Annotated in this window: 23 protein-coding genes; 19 read left to right on the plus strand and 4 right to left on the minus strand. The window is 32.0% G+C overall.

Annotated elements, in window-relative coordinates; genetic code table 11:
* Window positions 1–2: 2 nt before the first annotated feature.
* Complete coding sequence (gene ruvX / locus A5893_RS14280) at window positions 3–425, minus strand: Holliday junction resolvase RuvX (RefSeq protein ID WP_068823264.1); 423 nt, start codon at window positions 423–425, stop codon at window positions 3–5.
* 187 nt (window positions 426–612) lie between these two features.
* Between ruvX and A5893_RS14285 the strand changes: the two genes are divergently transcribed.
* The 4 genes from A5893_RS14285 to A5893_RS14300 are packed head-to-tail and all read left to right on the plus strand — an operon-like array spanning window position 613 to window position 4,274.
* Window positions 613–1,428 (plus strand): hypothetical protein, encoded by an 816-nt coding sequence (locus A5893_RS14285; RefSeq protein WP_068823265.1) that lies wholly within the window; start codon window positions 613–615, stop codon window positions 1,426–1,428.
* A complete protein-coding gene (locus A5893_RS14290; protein WP_068823266.1) occupies window positions 1,428–2,138 on the plus strand; it encodes a hypothetical protein in 711 nt (236 codons plus the stop codon). The genes A5893_RS14285 and A5893_RS14290 overlap by 1 nt, the downstream gene beginning before the upstream one ends.
* Before the next feature lie 60 nt (window positions 2,139–2,198).
* Entirely contained in the window at window positions 2,199–3,155 is a 957-nt protein-coding gene (locus tag A5893_RS14295) for a tryptophan 2,3-dioxygenase family protein (RefSeq protein WP_068823267.1), read from the plus strand.
* A gap of 54 nt (window positions 3,156–3,209) precedes the next feature.
* Window positions 3,210–4,274 (plus strand): branched-chain amino acid aminotransferase, encoded by a 1,065-nt coding sequence (locus A5893_RS14300; protein WP_068823268.1) that lies wholly within the window; start codon window positions 3,210–3,212, stop codon window positions 4,272–4,274.
* A gap of 153 nt (window positions 4,275–4,427) precedes the next feature.
* Here A5893_RS14300 and A5893_RS14305 read toward each other — a convergent pair whose 3' ends face one another.
* A complete protein-coding gene (locus A5893_RS14305) occupies window positions 4,428–4,769 on the minus strand; it encodes a single-stranded DNA-binding protein (protein WP_068823269.1) in 342 nt (113 codons plus the stop codon).
* Between the two features lie 173 nt (window positions 4,770–4,942).
* Between A5893_RS14305 and A5893_RS14310 the strand changes: the two genes are divergently transcribed.
* The 10 genes from A5893_RS14310 to A5893_RS14365 all read left to right on the plus strand — a co-directional run bounded on the left by A5893_RS14310 (window position 4,943) and on the right by A5893_RS14365 (window position 13,695).
* On the plus strand, window positions 4,943–5,497 hold the full coding sequence (locus A5893_RS14310) for a hypothetical protein (protein WP_157687564.1): 555 nt from the start codon (window positions 4,943–4,945) through the stop codon (window positions 5,495–5,497).
* 150 nt (window positions 5,498–5,647) lie between these two features.
* A complete protein-coding gene (locus A5893_RS14315) occupies window positions 5,648–6,949 on the plus strand; it encodes a PIN-like domain-containing protein (protein WP_068823271.1) in 1,302 nt (433 codons plus the stop codon).
* A 156-nt stretch (window positions 6,950–7,105) separates the two neighbouring features.
* Window positions 7,106–7,699: a hypothetical protein gene (locus A5893_RS14320; protein WP_068823272.1), complete on the plus strand. Its 594-nt coding sequence runs from the start codon at window positions 7,106–7,108 to the stop codon at window positions 7,697–7,699.
* Window positions 7,700–7,933: 234 nt separating this feature from the next.
* Window positions 7,934–8,323, plus strand: a complete 390-nt coding sequence (locus tag A5893_RS14325) for a hypothetical protein (protein WP_068823273.1) — start codon at window positions 7,934–7,936, stop codon at window positions 8,321–8,323.
* A 1,207-nt stretch (window positions 8,324–9,530) separates the two neighbouring features.
* Window positions 9,531–9,671 (plus strand): hypothetical protein, encoded by a 141-nt coding sequence (locus A5893_RS14340; protein WP_157687565.1) that lies wholly within the window; start codon window positions 9,531–9,533, stop codon window positions 9,669–9,671.
* A 25-nt stretch (window positions 9,672–9,696) separates the two neighbouring features.
* Complete coding sequence (locus A5893_RS17920; RefSeq protein WP_068823277.1) at window positions 9,697–10,035, plus strand: hypothetical protein; 339 nt, start codon at window positions 9,697–9,699, stop codon at window positions 10,033–10,035.
* A 155-nt stretch (window positions 10,036–10,190) separates the two neighbouring features.
* Complete coding sequence (locus A5893_RS14350; protein ID WP_068823278.1) at window positions 10,191–10,871, plus strand: hypothetical protein; 681 nt, start codon at window positions 10,191–10,193, stop codon at window positions 10,869–10,871.
* Window positions 10,872–10,942: 71 nt separating this feature from the next.
* Window positions 10,943–11,593: a phosphoribosylanthranilate isomerase gene (locus A5893_RS14355; RefSeq protein WP_068823279.1), complete on the plus strand. Its 651-nt coding sequence runs from the start codon at window positions 10,943–10,945 to the stop codon at window positions 11,591–11,593.
* Between the two features lie 127 nt (window positions 11,594–11,720).
* Window positions 11,721–12,902, plus strand: a complete 1,182-nt coding sequence (locus tag A5893_RS14360) for a retropepsin-like aspartic protease (protein WP_157687566.1) — start codon at window positions 11,721–11,723, stop codon at window positions 12,900–12,902.
* A 124-nt stretch (window positions 12,903–13,026) separates the two neighbouring features.
* The gene (locus A5893_RS14365) at window positions 13,027–13,695 is read left to right on the plus strand and encodes a hypothetical protein (RefSeq protein WP_068823281.1); all 669 of its coding nucleotides are present in this window, start codon (window positions 13,027–13,029) and stop codon (window positions 13,693–13,695) included.
* 108 nt (window positions 13,696–13,803) lie between these two features.
* Here the strand turns inward: A5893_RS14365 and pyk are convergent, their stop codons facing one another.
* Window positions 13,804–15,234: a pyruvate kinase gene (gene pyk, locus A5893_RS14370; RefSeq protein WP_068823282.1), complete on the minus strand. Its 1,431-nt coding sequence runs from the start codon at window positions 15,232–15,234 to the stop codon at window positions 13,804–13,806.
* A gap of 93 nt (window positions 15,235–15,327) precedes the next feature.
* Window positions 15,328–15,744: an IPExxxVDY family protein gene (locus A5893_RS14375; protein WP_068823283.1), complete on the minus strand. Its 417-nt coding sequence runs from the start codon at window positions 15,742–15,744 to the stop codon at window positions 15,328–15,330.
* A 145-nt stretch (window positions 15,745–15,889) separates the two neighbouring features.
* Here A5893_RS14375 and A5893_RS14380 point away from each other — a divergent pair, with 145 nt between their 5' ends.
* From A5893_RS14380 to A5893_RS14400, 5 genes are all read left to right on the plus strand, one after another.
* Entirely contained in the window at window positions 15,890–16,126 is a 237-nt protein-coding gene (locus A5893_RS14380; protein ID WP_068823284.1) for an acyl carrier protein, read from the plus strand.
* Window positions 16,127–16,145: 19 nt separating this feature from the next.
* A complete protein-coding gene (gene fabF, locus A5893_RS14385) occupies window positions 16,146–17,399 on the plus strand; it encodes a beta-ketoacyl-ACP synthase II (protein WP_068823285.1) in 1,254 nt (417 codons plus the stop codon).
* Window positions 17,400–17,452: 53 nt separating this feature from the next.
* Window positions 17,453–18,181, plus strand: a complete 729-nt coding sequence (rnc, locus tag A5893_RS14390) for a ribonuclease III (RefSeq protein ID WP_068823286.1) — start codon at window positions 17,453–17,455, stop codon at window positions 18,179–18,181.
* 78 nt (window positions 18,182–18,259) lie between these two features.
* Entirely contained in the window at window positions 18,260–19,210 is a 951-nt protein-coding gene (locus A5893_RS14395) for an ABC transporter ATP-binding protein (protein ID WP_068823287.1), read from the plus strand.
* The gene (locus A5893_RS14400; protein ID WP_068823288.1) at window positions 19,197–20,762 is read left to right on the plus strand and encodes an ABC transporter permease/substrate-binding protein; all 1,566 of its coding nucleotides are present in this window, start codon (window positions 19,197–19,199) and stop codon (window positions 20,760–20,762) included. The genes A5893_RS14395 and A5893_RS14400 overlap by 14 nt, the downstream gene beginning before the upstream one ends.
* The last annotated feature ends 93 nt before the right edge of the window (window positions 20,763–20,855 follow it).

Below are 20,855 nucleotides of genomic sequence, written 5' to 3' on the forward strand. Positions count from 1 at the left end.
TCTTAAAATCCTAAAGATTTTTTCTCCATATAAGATTGCAAAATGATGGTTGCGGCAACAGTATCTATCAAATATTTATCCTTATGCGCTGCTTTCTTCATCCCACTTTGTGCAATAGCCGCGGCAGCCAATTTAGTAGTATAACGTTCATCCATCATAGCAATGGGAATGCTAGGGAAATTTTTTTTTAGGATGGTTATAAATCCTTTTACATTTTGAGCAGTTTGTGAAGGACTGCCATCTGTTTGTTTAGGCTCGCCCACTACAAATAATTCTACCTGTTCGGTTAACAGATATTTTTTAACGTAATCAATAATATCTTTAGGATGTATGGTTTCTAAACCGGTGGCAAACATTTGCAAAGGATCTGTAACGGCAATTCCGGTTCTCTTATTTCCATAATCAAAGCACATTATCCGCGGCATTTTTTGTTAATTTATTTTAGTAAAAGAGGTTTGCAAATGTAAAAATTTTATCTGTTTAAGGCATAAAATCGGTAGTCCAAGCAAAAGCAAATTTTTTATATTCTTAATTTATGTTTAATATTATTTCGAATATTAAACAATAGTTTAATTTAGCTTCTTAGTTTAAATTACTACTTAAAAAACCTGTATGAATAAAATTTACGCTTTGTTAATTATTTTTTTAATTATCACTTTTTCTTGTCGAAAAGATAACTCTACATTTAAGAATGGATCAAGCGGTAACGCTTCAACTGGTTCTTGTTTAATCAGTGGAGGTACTGTTGACGGTGAAAATTTAGTGCTTAAGTATCAACTAGACTCTATTATTGCTGAGGCTACCTATTCTTTAAATAGTGATGATAATCAATATCTAATTCAGGAAACACCTAAAAAGTTCATTCACACAAATAAAACTAAAGAATTAAAAAATGCAGATTATAGAGTATATCTTAATTCTTTTGGAGCTGTAGAAAAAGAAGTCAAAATAACATTGAATGCCGATAATAAAACATTTACAGAATCAAGTTCGCAATCTAATATTTATACTTACAATTCTAAAAATCTGTTAGTTAAAATGATAGGCAAGTTAGATGATGACCCCTCTGTTTATGGTACATTCGATTTAACCTATGATGCTAAAAACAGAATTAGTGAGATTACTTTAAAAGATGACACTGGAGCAAAGTATTTTACCTATAACAATTTTAAGTTTTTAGACCAGCCTAAGAAAAACAACTTAGTAACTGTAGGATTAACAGACACTTTTGGAAATAATTTTATTCCTTCCCTTAGAAACGCTTATGTTACACATTACGAAACTACATTTGAAGGAATAAGTTTAGAGCCAGATACCTACGATTTTAAATACACTTTTGGGAACAGCAATATAAAAGTTGATGGTAAATACATTCTTTTTGGCTTTGCAATAGATTTTACTGTAAACTATAATTTGATCTGTAAATAATGGGAACTTCTAAAAAAATTAAGAAGTTATTAGTAATTATATTATTATTTATCTCTTATCAAGTTAACGCACAAATTTTTATTAACGGTAAAGGACCCAGAAATTCTTACGGAGCTGGAGGTAAAACAGCAATCAGTATTTCATACGGCAGCTTATTTTGGAACGACTCTCAACAAAAAGAAATCAATGGTTCAACTGCCGGTTTAGAAGATTTTAATGTTTTATCATTTTCTGGGTTTGACAAGTTCAACTATAATATCTCTTTAAGGATTGGTCTTGAAAAAGGATTGAGTGATAAAATTTCGATTAAAAGCTACTTAACCACAGGGAGGCTTTTCAATGGAGTTTTAATAAGACCAGACTTAGAGGTAACGGATAAATCAAGAATCATCCAACTTTCTACTTACGGAAATCTGATACTCTCTAAACCAGAAAAGAAATTCAAATTTCACTTTTTATTTGGCCCCGATTTTATGTACGTAAAAAGAGACGCACTTATTAAAGATTATATCACTGCAGAAAATTCTGTTTCTGATGATTATCAAATAGATGAAAATATTTTCGAGGTTGGTGTTTCAACTGGTTTGGGTTTAAGCTATGACATTTCTAACCATGTTGTTATTTTTTCTGATGGCTTAATGGGTATTTCTCTTCCAGGAGGAGGTCTTAAAATCAGTAATTCTGGTTTAGGTTTAAAATATATTTTTTAGTAAACCCTGTTTTCTTTTCAAATTAACATTTGAGTATTTTTCTGTTAAATTTGATTGGAAATGGAAATTACTCAAGAAATTAAAGATCGATTAGCGCTGCTTCAAGAAAAATACGCCGCAATGGGACAGGATATGGTTTCCTATTTAGACGGTTTGCTTTACGCCGATTATTTAACTTATTGGGATTATATTCATTTGGATATGTTGCTAAGCCTGCAAACGCCTAAAACTTCCTTCCCCGATGAGAAAATTTTTATTCTCTATCATCAAATTACCGAACTTTATTTTAAACTGGTTTTGCATGAGTGCGAGCAAATTACACAGCATGAAAATTTGGATGTCGCGTTTTTTGCCTCTCGCTTAAAGCGGATAAATAACTATTTTGAAACCTTAACCCAATCTTTTACCATCATGATTGATGGAATGGATAAAGAGCAATTTTTGAAATTCAGAATGTCTTTATTACCCGCAAGTGGTTTCCAAAGCGGGCAATATCGTATGATAGAAATTTACTCTTCAGATTTAATCAATTTAGTAGCGAAAGATAAAAGAGAGGAATTTAAATCAGCAAATATAGATCAACAATACGAACAAATTTATTGGAGGTATGGCGCTACCGAATTGGCATCGGGAAAACAAACCCTTACTTTAAAACAATTTCAATCTAAATATGATACCTCATTTTTAACTTTATTAAAAAAAGTCGAAAAAAATAACCTTTGGCAATCTTATTTAAAACTTAAAGCTAAAGAAGGGGTTTTAACTGAAGTTGAAAATTTGTTAAAGAGACTGGATGTTTTGGTAAATGTAAACTGGCCTTTGGCACATTACAAATCTGCGGTAAGGTATTTGAATAGAGAACCAGAAGAGATTAAAGCAACAGGAGGTACCAATTGGCAAAAGTATTTGCCTCCACGTTTCCAAAAAAGGATTTTTTATCCAGAACTTTTAAGTTTAGAAGAAACCGAAGAATGGGGCAAAGCTTGGGTTTATGAGGTGTTAGCATCCTTAAAATAAAAAGAAATATTTAAACAAATTTGTAAATTGCCAGACTATTAAAGAGGAATAATCATGATAGAAACATCAAATATAAAAGTAACCAAAGCGGCAACTTCTAAATTGCCCCAAATAGATTTTGACAATTTACCATTTGGAAAAACTTTTTCTGATCATATGCTTACGGCAGATTATGCAGATGGCGAATGGAAAAATTTTGAGATTTTGCCTTTCGGCGATATTGGTTTAAGTCCTGCTATTTCTGCTTTGCATTACGGTCAATCTTTTTTTGAAGGATTAAAAGCATATCGCCATGCAGATGGGCAAATTTCTGTTTTCAGACCAGATCAAAATGCTGCTCGTTTCAATAAATCGGCAGAGCGGATGTGTATGCCAACCTTACCAGAAGATTTATTTATTGAAGGTATTTTAGCTTTGGTAAATGTAGATAAGGATTGGGTGCCCAGTAAAGAAAATTATACACTTTACATCCGTCCGTTTATGTTTGCTACCGACCCATTTTTAGGAGTTGCACCTTCTACTACTTATAAATTTATGGTGTTATTAGGCCCAACTGGTCCATATTTTTCTAAAAATTTAAGGGTTAAAATAGAAACAGAATACACTAGGGCTGCAGAAGGTGGTTTTGGTTATGCCAAAGCTGCTGGTAATTACGGTGGATCTTTATTACCAGCAAAAAAAGCAGCTCAACAAGGTTTTGATCAATTGATTTGGACAGATGCTAAATCCCATGAATATATCGAAGAAATGGGAGCTGCCAATGCGATGTTTGTTATTGATGGGAAATTGGTTACTCCTTCTACCCGTGATACCATTTTAGATGGAATTACCAGAAAAAGCATTATTGAGTTGGCAAAAGGTTTTGGAATGGAAGTAGAAGAGCGTAGAATTTCCGTTAAGGAATTATTAGAAGCCATAGCTAATGGAACTTGTACCGATGCTTTTGGAGCGGGTACTGCCGCAACTATAGCACAAGTTGCAGAGATTGAGCATGAAGGAAAAACTTATACTTTACCAAATCCAGCAGAAAGTGTTTTTGCCAATAAAATGAGAAAGGCTTTAGATGATATTAAATTTGGTAGGGTAGAGGATGTAAAGGGTTGGAATTATATGGTTTAGATTTTAATTTTGAAAATATAAAATGGTTCGTGGAAACACGAACCATTTTTGTTTAAATCTATATGCATAGATTTTTCAATTTTCTTTACATGAGAAAAGCGATATGTAAAGATTTTTCAATTTTCTATACATATACTATTACAAAGCTGCCAATTAAGCTGCTTTACGTCCTAAAATCACAATCTCATTGACTACAATTTCTGTAATGTATCTTTTAACGCCATCTTTATCATCATAAGTACGGGTTACCAGTTTTCCTTCTATGGCAACTTCACTTCCTTTGTTTAAATACTGAGCTGCAAACGCTGCTTGATTGCCCCACATTACCAATTGGTGCCATTGGGTCTCCTCTACTTTTTCTCCTTTTTGATTTTTGTAAATATCATTGGTAGCCAAATTTACTTTAGCTACTTTTTTAGATTTAGAAAATTCTTTTACTTCAGGTGCTGCACCCAAGAAACCGATTAACCTTACACTGTTTTTTAAATTAGTCATTGTCTTAAAAATTAAATTGTATATACTTGTTAACGAACAGCTAACCACCATGGCTAACCGACAAAACAAAGGTGAGAATTGTGCAGAAACCTAGTCGGATGTTAATCATTTATATCCGTATATAAACGGATAATACGGGAATTGGGTTGGAGGATTAGATATATATTTAAGTTATGTACAATATTAGCCGACCACTTACGACATTGCTTTTCACTTCATTGATGTTGTTTATGCAAGCTTGTCTGACAATTCCAAAATATAAGAAATCTGCAATTAAGCCTATCAACGACAGTCGTTTATTAGAAGGAACATATTCAAACTTTAACAATAACGGAATAAATCACAGAACTGCTTTTCAATTAATCAATTGGAAAGCAAATAAAATTAATAATGCCGACACGACAAATTTTTCTACTTTTAATATTAGAATTTTAAATGACCGAACTTTATCTTTTAATTTTTCAAATTCATTAGGCCGAACTGAAACAAAGAAAGTTAAATTTAGAGTGCAGGACAACGGTTTTTTCATTCTTAGAAATCATAATTTCAGACTGATAGGTATTCCTTATATTTTAGGCTATTACGACATTAAAAAAATGGAAATTGGATTGACAGAAAAAAACGAATTAATTATTAATGGCGTAGAAAAAGGAGAAGGTGCTATTTTAATTGTGTTGGGGTCCGGTTATCCTAAAACTAATTTCTCTCTGACTTATGAAAAAAAATAATACTGTACATAACAGCAAATTTGTACAAAAATGGCTGACGGTGGTTCAACTCAGGTTTTTCGTTAATTATTTGGTTCAGTGCGGTGCGACAATGGTTCTGCAAGCAATGCCATTTCTGCACAAATTAGCAAACCGTTATACGCAATTTTTATGAAGAAGACATTAACAGGATATATTTTGACAGACGATTATGAGAGAAAATTATGGTCAGAATGTATATTTGTTTTTGACAGTTCAGCTTTACTCAATTTTTATGAGTACTCAAATGACGCCATAAAAGAAATTAACAAGACCATTTTTAAGCAGCTTAAAGGAAGGCTTTGGATAACCAAACAAACAGAATATGAATACTTGAAAAATCGCGAAACTGTATTAGTTAAGCCAGCTAAACTTTATGACGAGTTATTATCCGTTCATTTTGATTTGAAGTCGTTTCAAACTTTCAAAAATCAGTTTAATCAATTAAAAGAAAGGACTAAAAAGACTAATAAACATCCGCATATCAAACAGGCAATATTGAATGATTTTGAAACTAAGATTGCAACCTTCGAAAAGGAAATTTCAACTTTCAAAGAGGAACTAAATAAGGAAATAGAGAAAAAGAAGACGGAAATACATAAAATCAAAACAAAAGACACGATTTTAAATCTCTTTTCTAGGTCGTTTTTAGTTGGTGCTGAATATTCCTTCGAAAAAAAGATGGAGATTGTGACAGAAGGAGAACTGAGATATAGAAATTCAATTCCACCAGGGTACGAAGACCTTAAGGAGAAAATAGGACTTCAGATATATGGGGACTTAATAATTTGGAATCAGATTCTAGATTTAGCAAAAGAGAAGAAGAAACCAATAATATTAATAATTGACGACCTGAAAATTGATTGGTGCTATAAGAATCAACGAGACAAGAACATCATTGATTCTCCAAGGGAAGAGCTGATTATGGAAATGAAGGACAAGTGTGGTGTTGAGTTTTGGTCGTACAGTTCGAATCAATTCTTAGATAAGTCCAATGATTTACTAGGAACTGTAATCGCGGAAAGTGTTATTGAAGAAGTTAAAGAATCTAACCAGTATATGATGGCTTCACGTGTTGAACAAATTGTCTATCATTGGGCTCAACAATATTTTCAAGGTGAAGTATTATATTTACAAGGACCTGACTATGGAGTAGATTTTTTAATCAAGACTCCAGAAATGCATATCGGACTTGAGGTAAAATACTATCCAAAATTTCGAAAGCAGAGCGTACAGAATTTATTAGAACACTTAATTCCTCGTTTCCGTTCAAGAGGTGTTTTAGACATTTTTGAAAAAATAATAATTGTTATTGCCTGCGAAACAAAGGAACTTGCTGAAGAAATTAATCTCACACGAAGTCAAACACTTACAGAATCAAAAATTCAGATAGTCATTGGACATATTGACCACGGACTATTTGTGACTATATAAAACTGCGTATAACACGGGTTTTGCGTTAGTGGGCGGACAGTGAGAATAGAAACATTTGAGCAATTAATAAACTTTAGTGATGGCAGATAGTTTTCGGTTTCAAAAGCCCACCAACGCAAAGCCCGAAACCGTTATAAGGCATTTTAACTAGACCGAATGGAACCAAATATTGAACAATTAAGAAAGAACTACGAACGTTTCGACGATAGAAAATTAATTCGTATTGCAACAGAAGAAGCTACTTCTTTAAGACCCGAAGCACTTGAATTAGTAAAGGAAATTATTAAAGAAAGAAATCTTTCAGAAGACGTTTTGAAAGGTGTAGAAGTTCAATTTAAAGAAGTCGACGAAAAAACTTTATCTGAATATACCGAACTACTAAGAAAACTTCCTTGTCCTGTTTGCAAATCGAATTCTGAAAAGCTAAATGCGACTATGACTGGAAATGTTATGAGCTTTATAATTATGACGAACTATGAAAAAGATATTAAAATAGCTTGTCCGAAATGTCTCGACAAATTACATAATAGAGCAATGATAAAGACAGCTTTGCTAGGCTGGTGGGGAATTCCTTGGGGAATAATAAGAACTTCACAGGCTTTAATCTTGAACAGTAAAATGAAAACTAAAAATCATTCTTTTGAGCCGACCGAGATTTTAAGTGGTTTTGTATCACAAAGAATTGGAAGAATAGAAGCAAATAGAAACAACAAAGAGGAACTTGAATCTTTAATTGAACATATTCGTTAATAACAAAACGACCTATAACATCAAATTCGCAAAAAAATGGCTGATAGTAGTTCACGTTAATTCATCAGTTATTTACTTAATTTATTTAAAGCAGGATTCGAAAGCACTCAAAAACTCATATGGAAATCTAACTTACTAATAACAAATATTTTATAGATTATTTCTTAACATCGTTTTATAAATGCTAATTTTTTTAGTAAAATTGATCTTTGTTATTTATCTAAATAAAATATTATGAGTAGAATACCACTTCCAAAATTAGAAGATAATCCATTTGTTAACCGTAAGAAGGTAACTTTTAAATTAAATAATAAGATAATCGAAGGTTTTATAACTGCAGTTCCTTACGAGTTAGCAAAAGTTGAAGTTGGTTATTATATTGAATTAGATGAAATAAAACTTGTCATTTGTTCATCAATTGATGGTTGGGTACAACTGAATAGAAAGTCTGATTTGGTTGAGTCAATAGGTAATTATATTGAAAAATATTCAGAAGAGATTGAAACTGATGAAATGAATATAAAGCAACAACAAAGTCTAATAAATAAACAAAGGTCGGATGAATTGATTAAGCATTATGAGAAGGTTATTAAAAAAACCAAGATAGCTGATATTTCAATTTAAATAGGTTAATAGTTTGTGTTTATATATAAGTTAAATTATTTATTTTAGAAATAATAATTAACCCCCATAAGCCAACCAAAATAGGGATGTTTAAGAGGTTTTATAGCACTTATATATAAGTTACATGCCATTATTACTGACTAAACTTAAGACTGAATATTGAAACAAAGACACTTTTAAGAATATCTGTAAAATATAGCTTTTTACTCCTTTTAGTTTTAATAATAGAATGGACTTTAACTAGATATTCTTTATTTAAAATCCCAGAAACCATTCCATCGACACCTATAAAGCTCGAAGGTTTATTACTTATAATTGCATTTTTGACCTTTATAATACTAGCAGAAAAGAAATATTTAAAATTAAACCCACAAGTAAGCATTTTAAAATTGACTTGTTTAGGAACAATTATATGTTTTTATACTGAAGTCATTTTTCAAATTTTAAGACAACCTTTTGTTAACACTATTTCATTTACAGGACATTTGTATTATATTTCAATTGGTGCAATTGTAATAACAATTTTTATGGGAGCAATATCTTTTTTGGTAGCTTTTCAACTAAAAACAAAACGAACGGCACAACTATTATTTTTTATAATAGGGTTTTTAATTATTATTAATTTGACCAAACATTTTATTCCTAATGCATTCGGACCTTATTGAATTTAAAAACATAACGGCATCTAACAGCAAATTGCACAAAAATGGCTGACTGTGGTTTACGTTAATTCATCAGTTATTTACTCAATTTAGTGCGGTACGACATCGGTTCCGCAAGGAATGCCATTTCTGCACAAATTAGCAAAACGTTATAGGTAAACTTAACGAACGTAACTACTGAATCAATTAATGACAATGCGAGTAATATTATATAAAACTTTATTATGGATATTCATTCTTGCAATACCTATCTTATGCTTTGGAATTTTGAACACAATGGTAAGTTTGAAATATGAAACTGACTTTAAAAATAATTGCATTTCAAAAGTAACAGGCGTCGACCTATGTGAATCATTGACGAACATAAAAATATTATTATTTTTATGTGTCATCTTTATTATCTGTCTATTGACTTTTAAGAAGAAACTTATGAATTAACTATTGAAATAAATATCTGTGAATAAAAATTCTACCTATAACAGCAAATTTGCACAAAAATGGCTGATGGTGGTTTATGTTATTTCATCAGTTATTTAATTAATTTAATGCGGTGCGACAATGGTTCTGCAAGCAATGCCATTTCTGCAAAATTTTTCAAAACGTTAGCAGTAATTATAAACGACGACAATGCTAAAATCAATTCTATTAATAATTTCAATATCGACATTGTTTTTTCGGACAGTTGACTCTTGTAGAATAACGCCGAGCAATGTGAATAAAATACTTCAATATGGGATAGATAGGAAAGTATTTTCGACAAATTGTTTAAGTCATTCAGACACGTTGACATTTTCTATCTATAAAAATGAAAGCAATATTTTTGAAGGACAAATATTTAAACTTGAAAATGGGAAGGTTGCAATTTATAGACAGTATCAAATAACAAATTCTTCCTTGGTACTGAAAAATCCAATAAAAGGAAAGACAGGTTATAACTTGGATTTCTCATTTGAATGTAGTGGTGGCAAGACAATAGGAGCTATGAAAATTAGTTGTTTCGAAAACGACTTTAAAATTTCAGATATAAACTATTTAACAAGTATAGAATAAATAACTACTGATAAACAGCAAGTTTGTACAAAAATGGCTGAACTGCTTAAAATAACTTTCTACAAATTAATTAAGTTTATGCAAGCTGAGATTGGTACTGCTTTAATGCCATTTTTATACAAACTTGCAAAACGTTATAAATAATTCTGTAAGACGTGAATAAATTTCCGACAGGCATACAAATAGAGTTTTTTAAACTTCTCAATGATGAACTATCAATTGAGAATTTTGAGCACTGGGTATATGAAACTAAAGAACTTGAATTTTTTTTTGAGCAGGATGACTATTTAGACTTTATTTCTTTAGATTTTAAAGACCGACATATTATTCACGAAATGAAAAAAATCGTGGACAAATATTTGAACTATGGAGAATATGAAAAGAGGAAAATAAATAGAATTTTAGCTGACCTGATTTCTAAAAATGACGATTTTTCAAAATCACTAATAGCAGCATACGATATGTATTGTGACGGCTATGAGTTCTTAGACAATATTGGAATGGGCTATGGACTGACCTTTGCAAATGAGTTTTTTGAATTTAAAGACTGGATGAATTTACCAATAGACGAAAAGAGCAGGAGAGTTAATGCTATCTATAAAGGAATAAAAACAGAAGCAGAAAAAGTTCAAGACTGGTTCGACAGAAAAAAAATTATTTTGACTGGAGAGGTAGACGAAATTGGACATTATGGTTATATCGACAACAGAACAATTGAAGAGAAAAAGCCGACAGGTTATTCGGTAATAAACTTAGACGAAAAGAAAAGCATTACATATAACAGCACCTTGCCAAAAGCGGGGCAGACGTGGTTACAGAAACTTTTCGGTAATTAATAAACATTGGTGCAACTTGAAAGGTTAATGTTCCGAAAGCCCCGCCTTCGAGCTGCAAAACATTAAAAAAAATGCCTACCAGAGTAAAAATATGTTGTATCAGTTCTATAGAAGAAGCTAAAATCGCTATTAAATATGGTGCATCTGCTTTGGGTCTTGTTGCAAATATGCCAAGTGGCCCAGGCGTTATTTCTGACGAATTGATCTTAACAATTTCTAAAATTGTTCCGCCTTCCATCTCAACATTTATGCTTACCAGTAAAACGGATGCCGAACAAATCATCCAACATCATAAACGAACTTTAACAAATACCATTCAGATTGTAGACGAGCTCAAAACAGGAGATTATGAAACAATTAGAAAAGCATTACCAGCAATAAAAATTGTGCAGGTAATCCACGTTATAGACGACAGGACAATAGACGAAGCAGTAAAAATTTCAGAATTTGTAGACGCTTTATTGCTAGACAGTGGAAATCCAAATTTAAAGATTAAAGAACTTGGCGGAACAGGACGAGTTCACGACTGGACCATCAGCAAAAAAATAGTTGAACAAGCCAAAGTGCCAGTTTTTCTTGCAGGTGGATTAACAGTTGACAATGTAAGGCAAGCTATTGAAGAAGTGCAACCTTTTGGTCTCGATTTGTGCAGTGGAGTAAGAACAGAACAAAAGCTTGACCCTAAAAAACTTGAAAAGTTCTTTGAGAATGTTTGGAAATAATAGGACATACTACTGAATCTAAAAAAGAACCACTTAAAAAAGTATTTAAAAATCATAAAAATCACGAGGCTATTGTAATATATCGGCTCTTATTGTATCTAATATGCTGCGTTATCATTGTATGAAGATGAGAATACTAGTTGTAATGAGGTTTATTTTAATAGTCTTTACTCTTATAGCATTTCAAATCAAATTAAATGCTCAGTCATTTAATTTCAATCAAGGAGGTTTTACCAACACTGATTACTTTATTGAAATTCCTTATACAAGGGTAAAAGGGAAAATAATTATCGAAGTTAAAATGGGTGCCGAAGTGCGGAAATTTATCTTGGATACTGGCGCACCCACTGCAATTAGCATAAGTCTTTTAGAAAAATTAAAACTTGATATTTTATCAAGTCAAGATTTTACAGACATCAATGGGAGAAAGAGCGTTTTAGAAGTTGCAAATATTAAAGAACTTAAATTGGGTGAATCAGTAGTTGCAGATATACCGGCTGTGGTATTAGATGAAAATATACTTACAAAATGTTTTGATGTAGACGGTTTAATAGGCAGTAATCTGCTTCGTAATTCAATTGTTCAATTTGATTACAAAAATAAAGTTATTAGAATTTCGAACGATATAAATAAAATAAACATATCGAATGCAAAACCTTCTGATATATTAATTGATAAGCAAAGTTCTCCCATATTTAACATTCAACTTGGAGACAAAGCCAAAGAAATGCTGCTCTTTGATTCGGGTGCAGATGAGCTTTATTCTATGAGTAACAACAATTTAGAAAAATTAAAAAAGGCTAAAGCTTTCAGCGTTATTTCTGAAAGTTTGGGTTCAAATTCTTTTGGCATAAATGGTTTAGAACGAGAATCAAAAAATTATAGATTGTTAATTCCTGAATTTAACATCATGGGATTTACTTTAAAAAATATAGTGTCAGAAACAACTTCAGATGGTAATTCAAGAATTGGTGCTCGTTTACTTGAATATGGGATGCTAACTATAAATTATAAAAACAGCAAAAGTTATTTCGAGCCATTTTCGCAAATTGCTATCAACAAGGAAGAATATTGGGACTTAAGTCCAACTTTTATGAACGGAAAATTAGTAGTAGGTAGAATTTGGTCTCAAGAATTAAAGAAAATAGCTGTTGGTGATCAAATTCTTTTTATCAACGATAAAGATATGACAAGCTTTACTGAATGTGAATTTCTTTTTAGCTCGCCATTAGCGGATATTAAAAAAGCAACTTTAAAAGTTCAAGACGCTAAAGGAGAAATACAGACAATTGAAATTAAAAAAATATAAAGCATTTTAACATTTCTACAATTTTAAAACAAAATTTATGCAAGGTCAAAATTCAGGACTTTAGGTGTAAATGCAATTTTTTTAAAAATAAAAAATAGAAAAATTCAGGATAATTGTAATTGATATGAATAGCTTTTATAAACAATCAAAAATAAGACAATGGATTGAAGCCACTCTGCTGTTATTATTAGGTTTTTGGCCAGCCATGGTTATTATTGAAAAAGGATATTCTCACCCACTATTTTATTTACTACTATTAATATATGTTCCTGTAGCACAATTTGCTTTTACACCATTCTTTAAACTAACTGGTGTTTACAACTACTATTCTCCAATGTTATTAGGTTATATGGCAAACCACCTTCAAATAGACTTACATAGCGGAACTAGTTTTGACTATCTCTTTGTGATGCGAAAATATAAACCAGGCTTTGAGATCAGAAATAGGTTATTGATGTATTATCTGGAAGGATTAATTAATCTTATCCAACAAATTGAAAATAAAAATATACCCGAGGATGTTAAAATTGTAGGTACTTCTTATTTTTTTAAAGAAAAAACATTGACTAAAATGGGATTTGAGATTACGAAATCCTCATTATTTTATAGAATAAACTTACTTGTAAACTTCATAGACTTAATTTGGATGAATTCTGTTTCTCAAGGAAAGCTGTCAATTCCTGCAATATGGAATGCAAAAACCATAAGTATTACAGGAATAAAATTAATAGAAAACAAAAAAGAGGTTGAAGAATTTTATGAAATGTTAAAAACAAAAACCAGCTTAAACTAGCCATTAATCAAAAAGCTAGCTCTTATGTTGAAGATCGTTTTAAAAAATATAAAAAAAACGCCCCAGGAAATCCTGAGGCGTTTAATATTTAAATAAAGTTTAAAAAACTTACTCAATCACACTTACTTTAATCATATTCGTTTTCCCTTTTTTCTCGATAGGAATAGCCGCTGTATTGATTACTAAATCGCCAGATTCAATTATTTTTTCGGCTACTAGGATTTTATTTACTTCGCTGATGGTTCTATCGGTACTATCAAATTTATCATAAAAGAAACCTTTAACACCCCATAACAAACTTAATGTATTTAATAAATTGATATTAGAGGTAAAGATATAAGTACCCGCTTTTGGGCGGTGACTACAAATTTGGAAAGCAGTGTAGCCAGAAGAAGTCATAGAAACTATACCTGCAGCATTAGTTTTTTGTGCCAAGAAAACCGCAGAACTACATACCGCATCAGCCATATAAGTTGCAGAAGTTTCATCTAATTCTTTTTCTTTATAATATGGATAAGAAGTATCCTCTACATGTTTAACAATTTTACTCATCGTTTCAATAACGATTAATGGAAACTCGCCAACAGAAGTCTCTCCACTTAGCATCACTGCATCTGCACCATCTAAAACTGAGTTAGCAACATCATTAACTTCTGCCCTTGTTGGGCGAGGAGTAGTGATCATGCTTTCTAACATTTGAGTTGCCACAATAACAGGTTTAGAAGCGATATTACATTTTCTTGCAATCATTTTTTGTAAAACTGGCACTTCTTCTAAAGGCATTTCAACACCTAAATCCCCACGGGCAACCATCACACCATCAGTTACTTCAATAATTGCATCTATATTATCAATGGCTTCTGGTTTTTCAATTTTGGCTATCACCCTGGCAGTTCTTCCGCTACGGCTAATTATTCTTTTTAAATCGATAATATCTTCAGCCGTACGCACAAAAGAAAGCCCAATCCACTCTACATCATTTTGTAAAGCAAAATCTAAATTGCTTAAATCTTCTTCTGTTAAAGATGGGATAGAAACCTTAGTATTTGGTAAATTTACTCCTTTACGGCTAGTTAAAACACCGCCATGTACCACCTCACAAACTACAGTCTCTTTTCTATCTGTACTTACTACTTTTAACTGCAATTTTCCATCATCTAAAAGAATAATTTCTCCTGCTTTAACGTCTTGAGGGAAAGTATCATAAGTCATGTAAATTTGATGGTCATCGCCTATACATTCTTTAGTTGTAAAAGTAATTTGGTTTCCGTTTATTAAATTGATACCGCCATCTTTTACTAAACCAATCCTAATTTTAGGTCCTTGTAAATCGGCTAAAATACCAACATTTGTTTTATATTTTTGATTGATTTCTCTGATGATATCAATTACTTTTTGATGATCTTCTACTTTTCCGTGAGAAAAATTTAATCGGCAAACATCTACTCCGGCCTTAATCATTGATAATAAAACGTCTTTATTAGATGAGGCTGGGCCAAGAGTTGCCACTATCTTGGTCTTTTTTTGAATAATTTTCATATATTTTTTAATATGGTTTTGGTCTATTTTTGAAGAATAATCTATTACTAACTTTCAAAAATAGTGTATTTTTAACACTAACTCAAATCTGATTTAAAATATCAGGTTTTCTTTCGATTTTAACTTGGCTGGATTAATATCCACAACGGCCTGTATTTCGTCTATCAGCTTTAACTGAGCAAGAAATAAATCCAAGTCTTCTTCATCAATATATTGTTTAATCAAGATAAAATAATCTGTTTCTTTCATTTCTGGAATTAAATAACCTTCCGTTCCTTTATTAGCGATAAGGTAAAACTCGCATCCAAAATCTGCTGTACAGTATAAATATTTTGAAAAATACTTTACAGGGAGGTTTTTAAATGCTAATGTTAAATCTTCATCTTTTCTAAAATCAGTTTCGGTATGTTTATTGATTACAAAACATAGCCTGTAATCTCTTAATTGAGAGGTTATGGCCAATAAATTAAAATTGAAGTCAAGTTCTAGCTTTAAAAATTTTTTAATCAAGATAATAAAGTTTAATTTCGGTGCTTGAAACCGATTTATAACATTTGTTAAACGCTGTAAAATTAGAGCAAAAACAAAAAGGTTTGATATTTAATAGAATTTATTTTTCTTTGCACAGAATTTTTAACCCTTAATTATAAGTATTATGTCTGATATCGCTTCTAGAGTAAAAGCAATTATCGTTGAAAAACTAGGTGTAGACGAAGGAGAAGTAACTCCTGAGGCTTCTTTCACTAACGATTTAGGTGCTGACTCGTTAGACACCGTTGAATTGATCATGGAATTTGAAAAAGAATTTAACGTGGCTATCCCAGATGATCAAGCTGAAACCATCAGTACTGTTGGTCAAGCTATCTCTTATTTGGAAAAAAACGTAAAGTAGTTATTGCTTAATTGAATAAATGGAGCTTAAAAGAGTTGTAGTTACAGGATTAGGGGCGCTTACTCCCATAGGAAAAACTGTTCCAGAATTTTGGGACGGTTTGATTAATGGAGTAAGCGGTGCTGCTCCCATTACACGTTTTGATACAGAAAAATTCAAGACAAAGTTTGCTTGCGAAGTAAAAGACTTTGTTGCTGAAGATTATCTGGATAAAAAAGAAGCTCGAAAATTAGACCCATTTGTTCAATATGCTTTGGTTGCTACCGAAGAAGCAGTAAAAGACGCTGGTTTAGACTTCACAAAATTAAACACTAATCGAATTGGTGTGATTTGGGGAGCCGGAATTGGCGGACTTAAAACATTTTTGGATGAGATTACCAATTTTGCCAAAGGCGATGGAACGCCAAGGTTAAATCCTTTTTTTATCCCAAAAATGATTATTGACATTGCTCCGGGACATATTTCTATGAAATATGGTTTACGTGGACCAAACTTCTCTTGCGTTTCTGCTTGTGCTTCTTCTACAAATGCTTTAATTGATGCTTTTACCTACATAAGAATGGGCAGGGCAGATATGTTTATTTCTGGCGGATCTGAAGCCATATTAAACGAAGCAGGAATTGGTGGTTTTAATGCGATGCATGCACTTTCTACCAGAAATGATGATCCAAAAACAGCTTCTCGTCCGTTTGATAAAGACCGTGATGGTTTTGTTGCCGGTGAAGGTGCAGGAACAATTATTTTAGAAGAGTTAGAACATGCAAAAGCTCGTGGTGCAAAAATCTATGCAGAAATTGTTGGTGGCGGCATGAGTGCCGATGCTAATCATATTACTGCCCCACATCCGGAAGGATTAGGTGCTAAATTAGTGATGCAATCTGCTTTGGATGATGCCGAAATGACCACATCAGATATTGATTATATTAATGTACATGGTACTTCTACGCCTTTGGGTGATATTAGCGAAACCATGGCTATTGGGGCTTTATTTGGCGAAGATGCTTACAAGCTAAATATTAGTTCTACTAAATCTATGACTGGGCATTTGCTTGGTGCAGCGGGTGCAATAGAATCTATCGCTTGTATCTTAGCAATTAAAAATGGAATTGTTCCTCCAACAATTAACCATTTTACAGATGATCCTTCATTTGATGCTAAATTAAATTTCACATTTAACAAGGCTCAAAAAAGGGATATTAATGCCGCATTATCAAATACTTTTGGTTTTGGTGGACATAATGCTTCTGTAATTTTTAAAAAATACAAAGAGTAATTTTACAAAATCTCTAAACAATCAACTCGTTTATCTTTAACGAATAAATTTTAATGCCCCTATCTAGGATATATAAACTCCATATTTCTCCAGACCGTAAATACGTAAAGGTTTTAAAAAATTTATTGGGTTTTGTGCCAGGTAATTTATCGCTTTATAAAATGGCGTTTAGGCATAAATCAATTGCATTGGTTCTAAAAAACGGGTCTAAAAATAATAATGAAAGGTTAGAATTTTTAGGTGATGCCGTTTTAGGATCTGTAGTTGCAGAAGTGCTTTTTAAACTTTACCCTTATAAAGACGAAGGTTTTTTAACAGAGATGCGCTCTAAAATTGTGAGGCGAGCAAACCTAAATCAGTTGGGTAGAAAGTTAGGTTTTGATGAATTGATAGAATTTGATAAAAAAGCTATCAACATCAGTGCAAAACACAGTTCGCTTTTAGGCGATGCATTTGAATCTTTAGTAGGAGCCGTTTATTTAGATAAGGGCTATGATTTTACTAAGGATTTCATCACTCAAAGAATTATAAAACCGCATATTGACATCCATCAGCTAGAGCTTACTGAAACTAATTTTAAAAGTAAATTGATAGAATGGTGCCAAAGGCATTCTAAAGATATTTCTTTTGAACCAATTGAAAATATAGAGGGCGATAATGATAAACTATTTAGCGTTCAGGTTTTAATTGATGGGGAAGCTATGGCAAGTGGAATAGATTACAACAAAAAGAACGCAGAGAAGATTGCCGCCGAAAAAACCTGTGAAATGGTAGGGATTTAATTATTCCTTTTCTTAAAATTCCCTTCTTAAATTTTTATATTGCTATAACTAAAATTAATTTGATTGGTTTAGGGTTATATGATTGAGCTAAAAAACATCAGTAAAACTTTCGGAGAAACACAAGCCGTCAAAAATATCAGCTTTAGCGTAAAAAAAGGAGAAACTTTAGTTTTGCTAGGGACAAGCGGATGTGGTAAAACTACAACGCTAAAAATGATAAATAGGTTGATAGAACCAGAAAATGGTGAAATTTTTATCAACGGTGAAAATATTAAAACCATCCAAGAAGAAAAACTGAGATTGGGAATAGGTTATGTGTTACAAAACCACGGATTGTTTCCTCATTTTACAATTGCGCAAAATATTGCTATTGTCCCTAAACTTTTAAAATGGGATAATGATAAAATCAACAAAAGAACCAACGAACTTTTAGAAAAACTTCATTTACCGCTTCAGATAAAAGAAAAATATCCAAACCAATTAAGTGGCGGGCAGCAACAAAGAGTTGGTTTAGCGAGGGCTTTAATGGCAAATCCGCCTATATTATTGATGGACGAACCATTAGGTGCTTTGGATCCGATTACCAGAAACCAAATAAGACAAGAGTTTTTAACTTTAGATGAATTGCTAAACAAAACAATTGTGATGGTCACCCATGATGTTGAAGAAGCTTTTGAACTTGGAGATCGGATTTGTTTAATGAACGAGGGTGAAATTTTACAAATGGGCTATCCTAACGAACTTTTAACAAGGCCAAAAAATCAATTGGTCTCTAATTTTTTAGAAGGACATAAACTAAAGCTATCCTTAAAAACCGTTTCATTAATTTCTTTATGGGATTTTTTCCCAAACCATAAAAGTGAAAATTTAGAAAGTTTAAATGCAGAATCATTTACCGTGTGGAGCGCATTAGATATTTTACAAGATAAAAAGACCATTCATCTTAATTTTAAGGGAGAACAAAAAAATCTTGATGCTATTGGATTGGTATCTGCTTTAGAAAAATACAAACAGAATGGAACAGAATAGTTTTTTTCAATTTGTTGCTCACGAATCTGATAAGTTAGTGAACCAAACTTTGGTTCATATCGGGCTTACTTTTATTTCTTTGTTGATTGCTATCAGTATTGCTTTGCCATTAGGTATTTTAATCAGCAGAAAAGCGAAACTGGCATCTCCAGTTCTGGGTTTTGCAGGTGTTTTACAAACAATTCCTAGCATCGCTTTATTAGGCGTAATGATTCCCATTTTAGGCATCGGCGTAAAGCCAGCAATTGTTGCCTTATTTTTATATGCGTTATTGCCAATTATCAGAAACACTTATACCGGAATTAAAAATATTGAGCCACAAGTTTTAGAAGCTGCTAAAGCGATGGGAATGAGCAAAGCGCAAATTTTAAAACAAGTAGAATTGCCTTTAGCTTTTCCAGTAATTATGGCTGGTATTAGAACCGCAACTGTAATAAATGTAGGAGTGGCTACGCTGGCAGCTTACATTGCTGCAGGTGGTTTGGGCGAGTTTATTTTTGGTGGTATTGCTTTAAACAATAGCAACATGATTTTAGCTGGTGCTATTCCTGCGGCATTATTGGCTATAACTTTCGATTACTTACTATCTAAAGTACAGCATATCAGTTTTAAAAATATAAAAACATACTTAGTTCTCCTTCCATTTCTTTTGATATTATGCTCGTCATTTTACTTTTTGCCTTTGGCTTTTAATGGTAAAATGCTGGCCGGATTTACACCAGAATTTATGGGTAGGCAAGATGGTGATTTAGGATTAAGGGAAATTTATGGATTAAAAATAAGGACGGTTGTAATTAGTGATGCAGTAATGTATCGGGCTGCTTTTGATAAAAAACTGGATGTAATTAGCGGTTATAGTACTGATGGAAGACTACAAGCTTTTAATTTGGCTACACTAAATGATGATAAAAATATCTTCCCGCCTTATTTTGCAGCACCCATTATCAACCAAGAAGTTTTAGAGAGGCATCCTGAATTAGAAGAAATTTTGAATTTACTTTCAGGAAAAATCGACGATAAAACCATGACTAATCTGAATTATAAAATTGATTATTTGCATCAATTACCAGAACAAGTGGCAAAAGATTTTTTAATATCGAAGAACTTATATAAAACCCCAAAAAATGGAAAAGGTGCAACCATTAAAATTGGATCTAAGATTTTTGGTGAGCAGTATATTTTGGCGCAAATGTATAAAATGTTGATAGAGGGAAATTCTGATTTACAAGTAGAAACAAAGACAGGTTTAGGCGGAACAAAAATTTGTTTTGATGCACTAACCAATCAACAAATAGATTTTTATCCAGAATATACCGGAACTGGTTTATTGGTTATTCTCCCTCAAAAACCAAAGCTTTTTGCTGTTATGATGGGTGATAAAGAAAAAGTTTATGATTACGTTCAACAAGAATTTAATAAGAACTACCGTATTAAATGGCTAAAACCAATTGGCTTTAATAATACTTATGCTTTAATGATGAGGGAAAAGCAGGCTGCCGAATTGAGAATTAAAAGTATTAGTGATTTGAAAAGAGTTTTGGAAAGGGAATAAATTGTTTGAATCTTAATTTTTAGAATTATCAAGCGTACTTAACAAGTGCAGAATATTAAAGTTTTATCTAATGTAGATTAGTGAAAATTCGTG

Source organism: Pedobacter psychrophilus (assembly GCF_001652725.1).
GTDB classification, from domain to species: Bacteria; Bacteroidota; Bacteroidia; order Sphingobacteriales; family Sphingobacteriaceae; genus Pseudopedobacter; species Pseudopedobacter psychrophilus.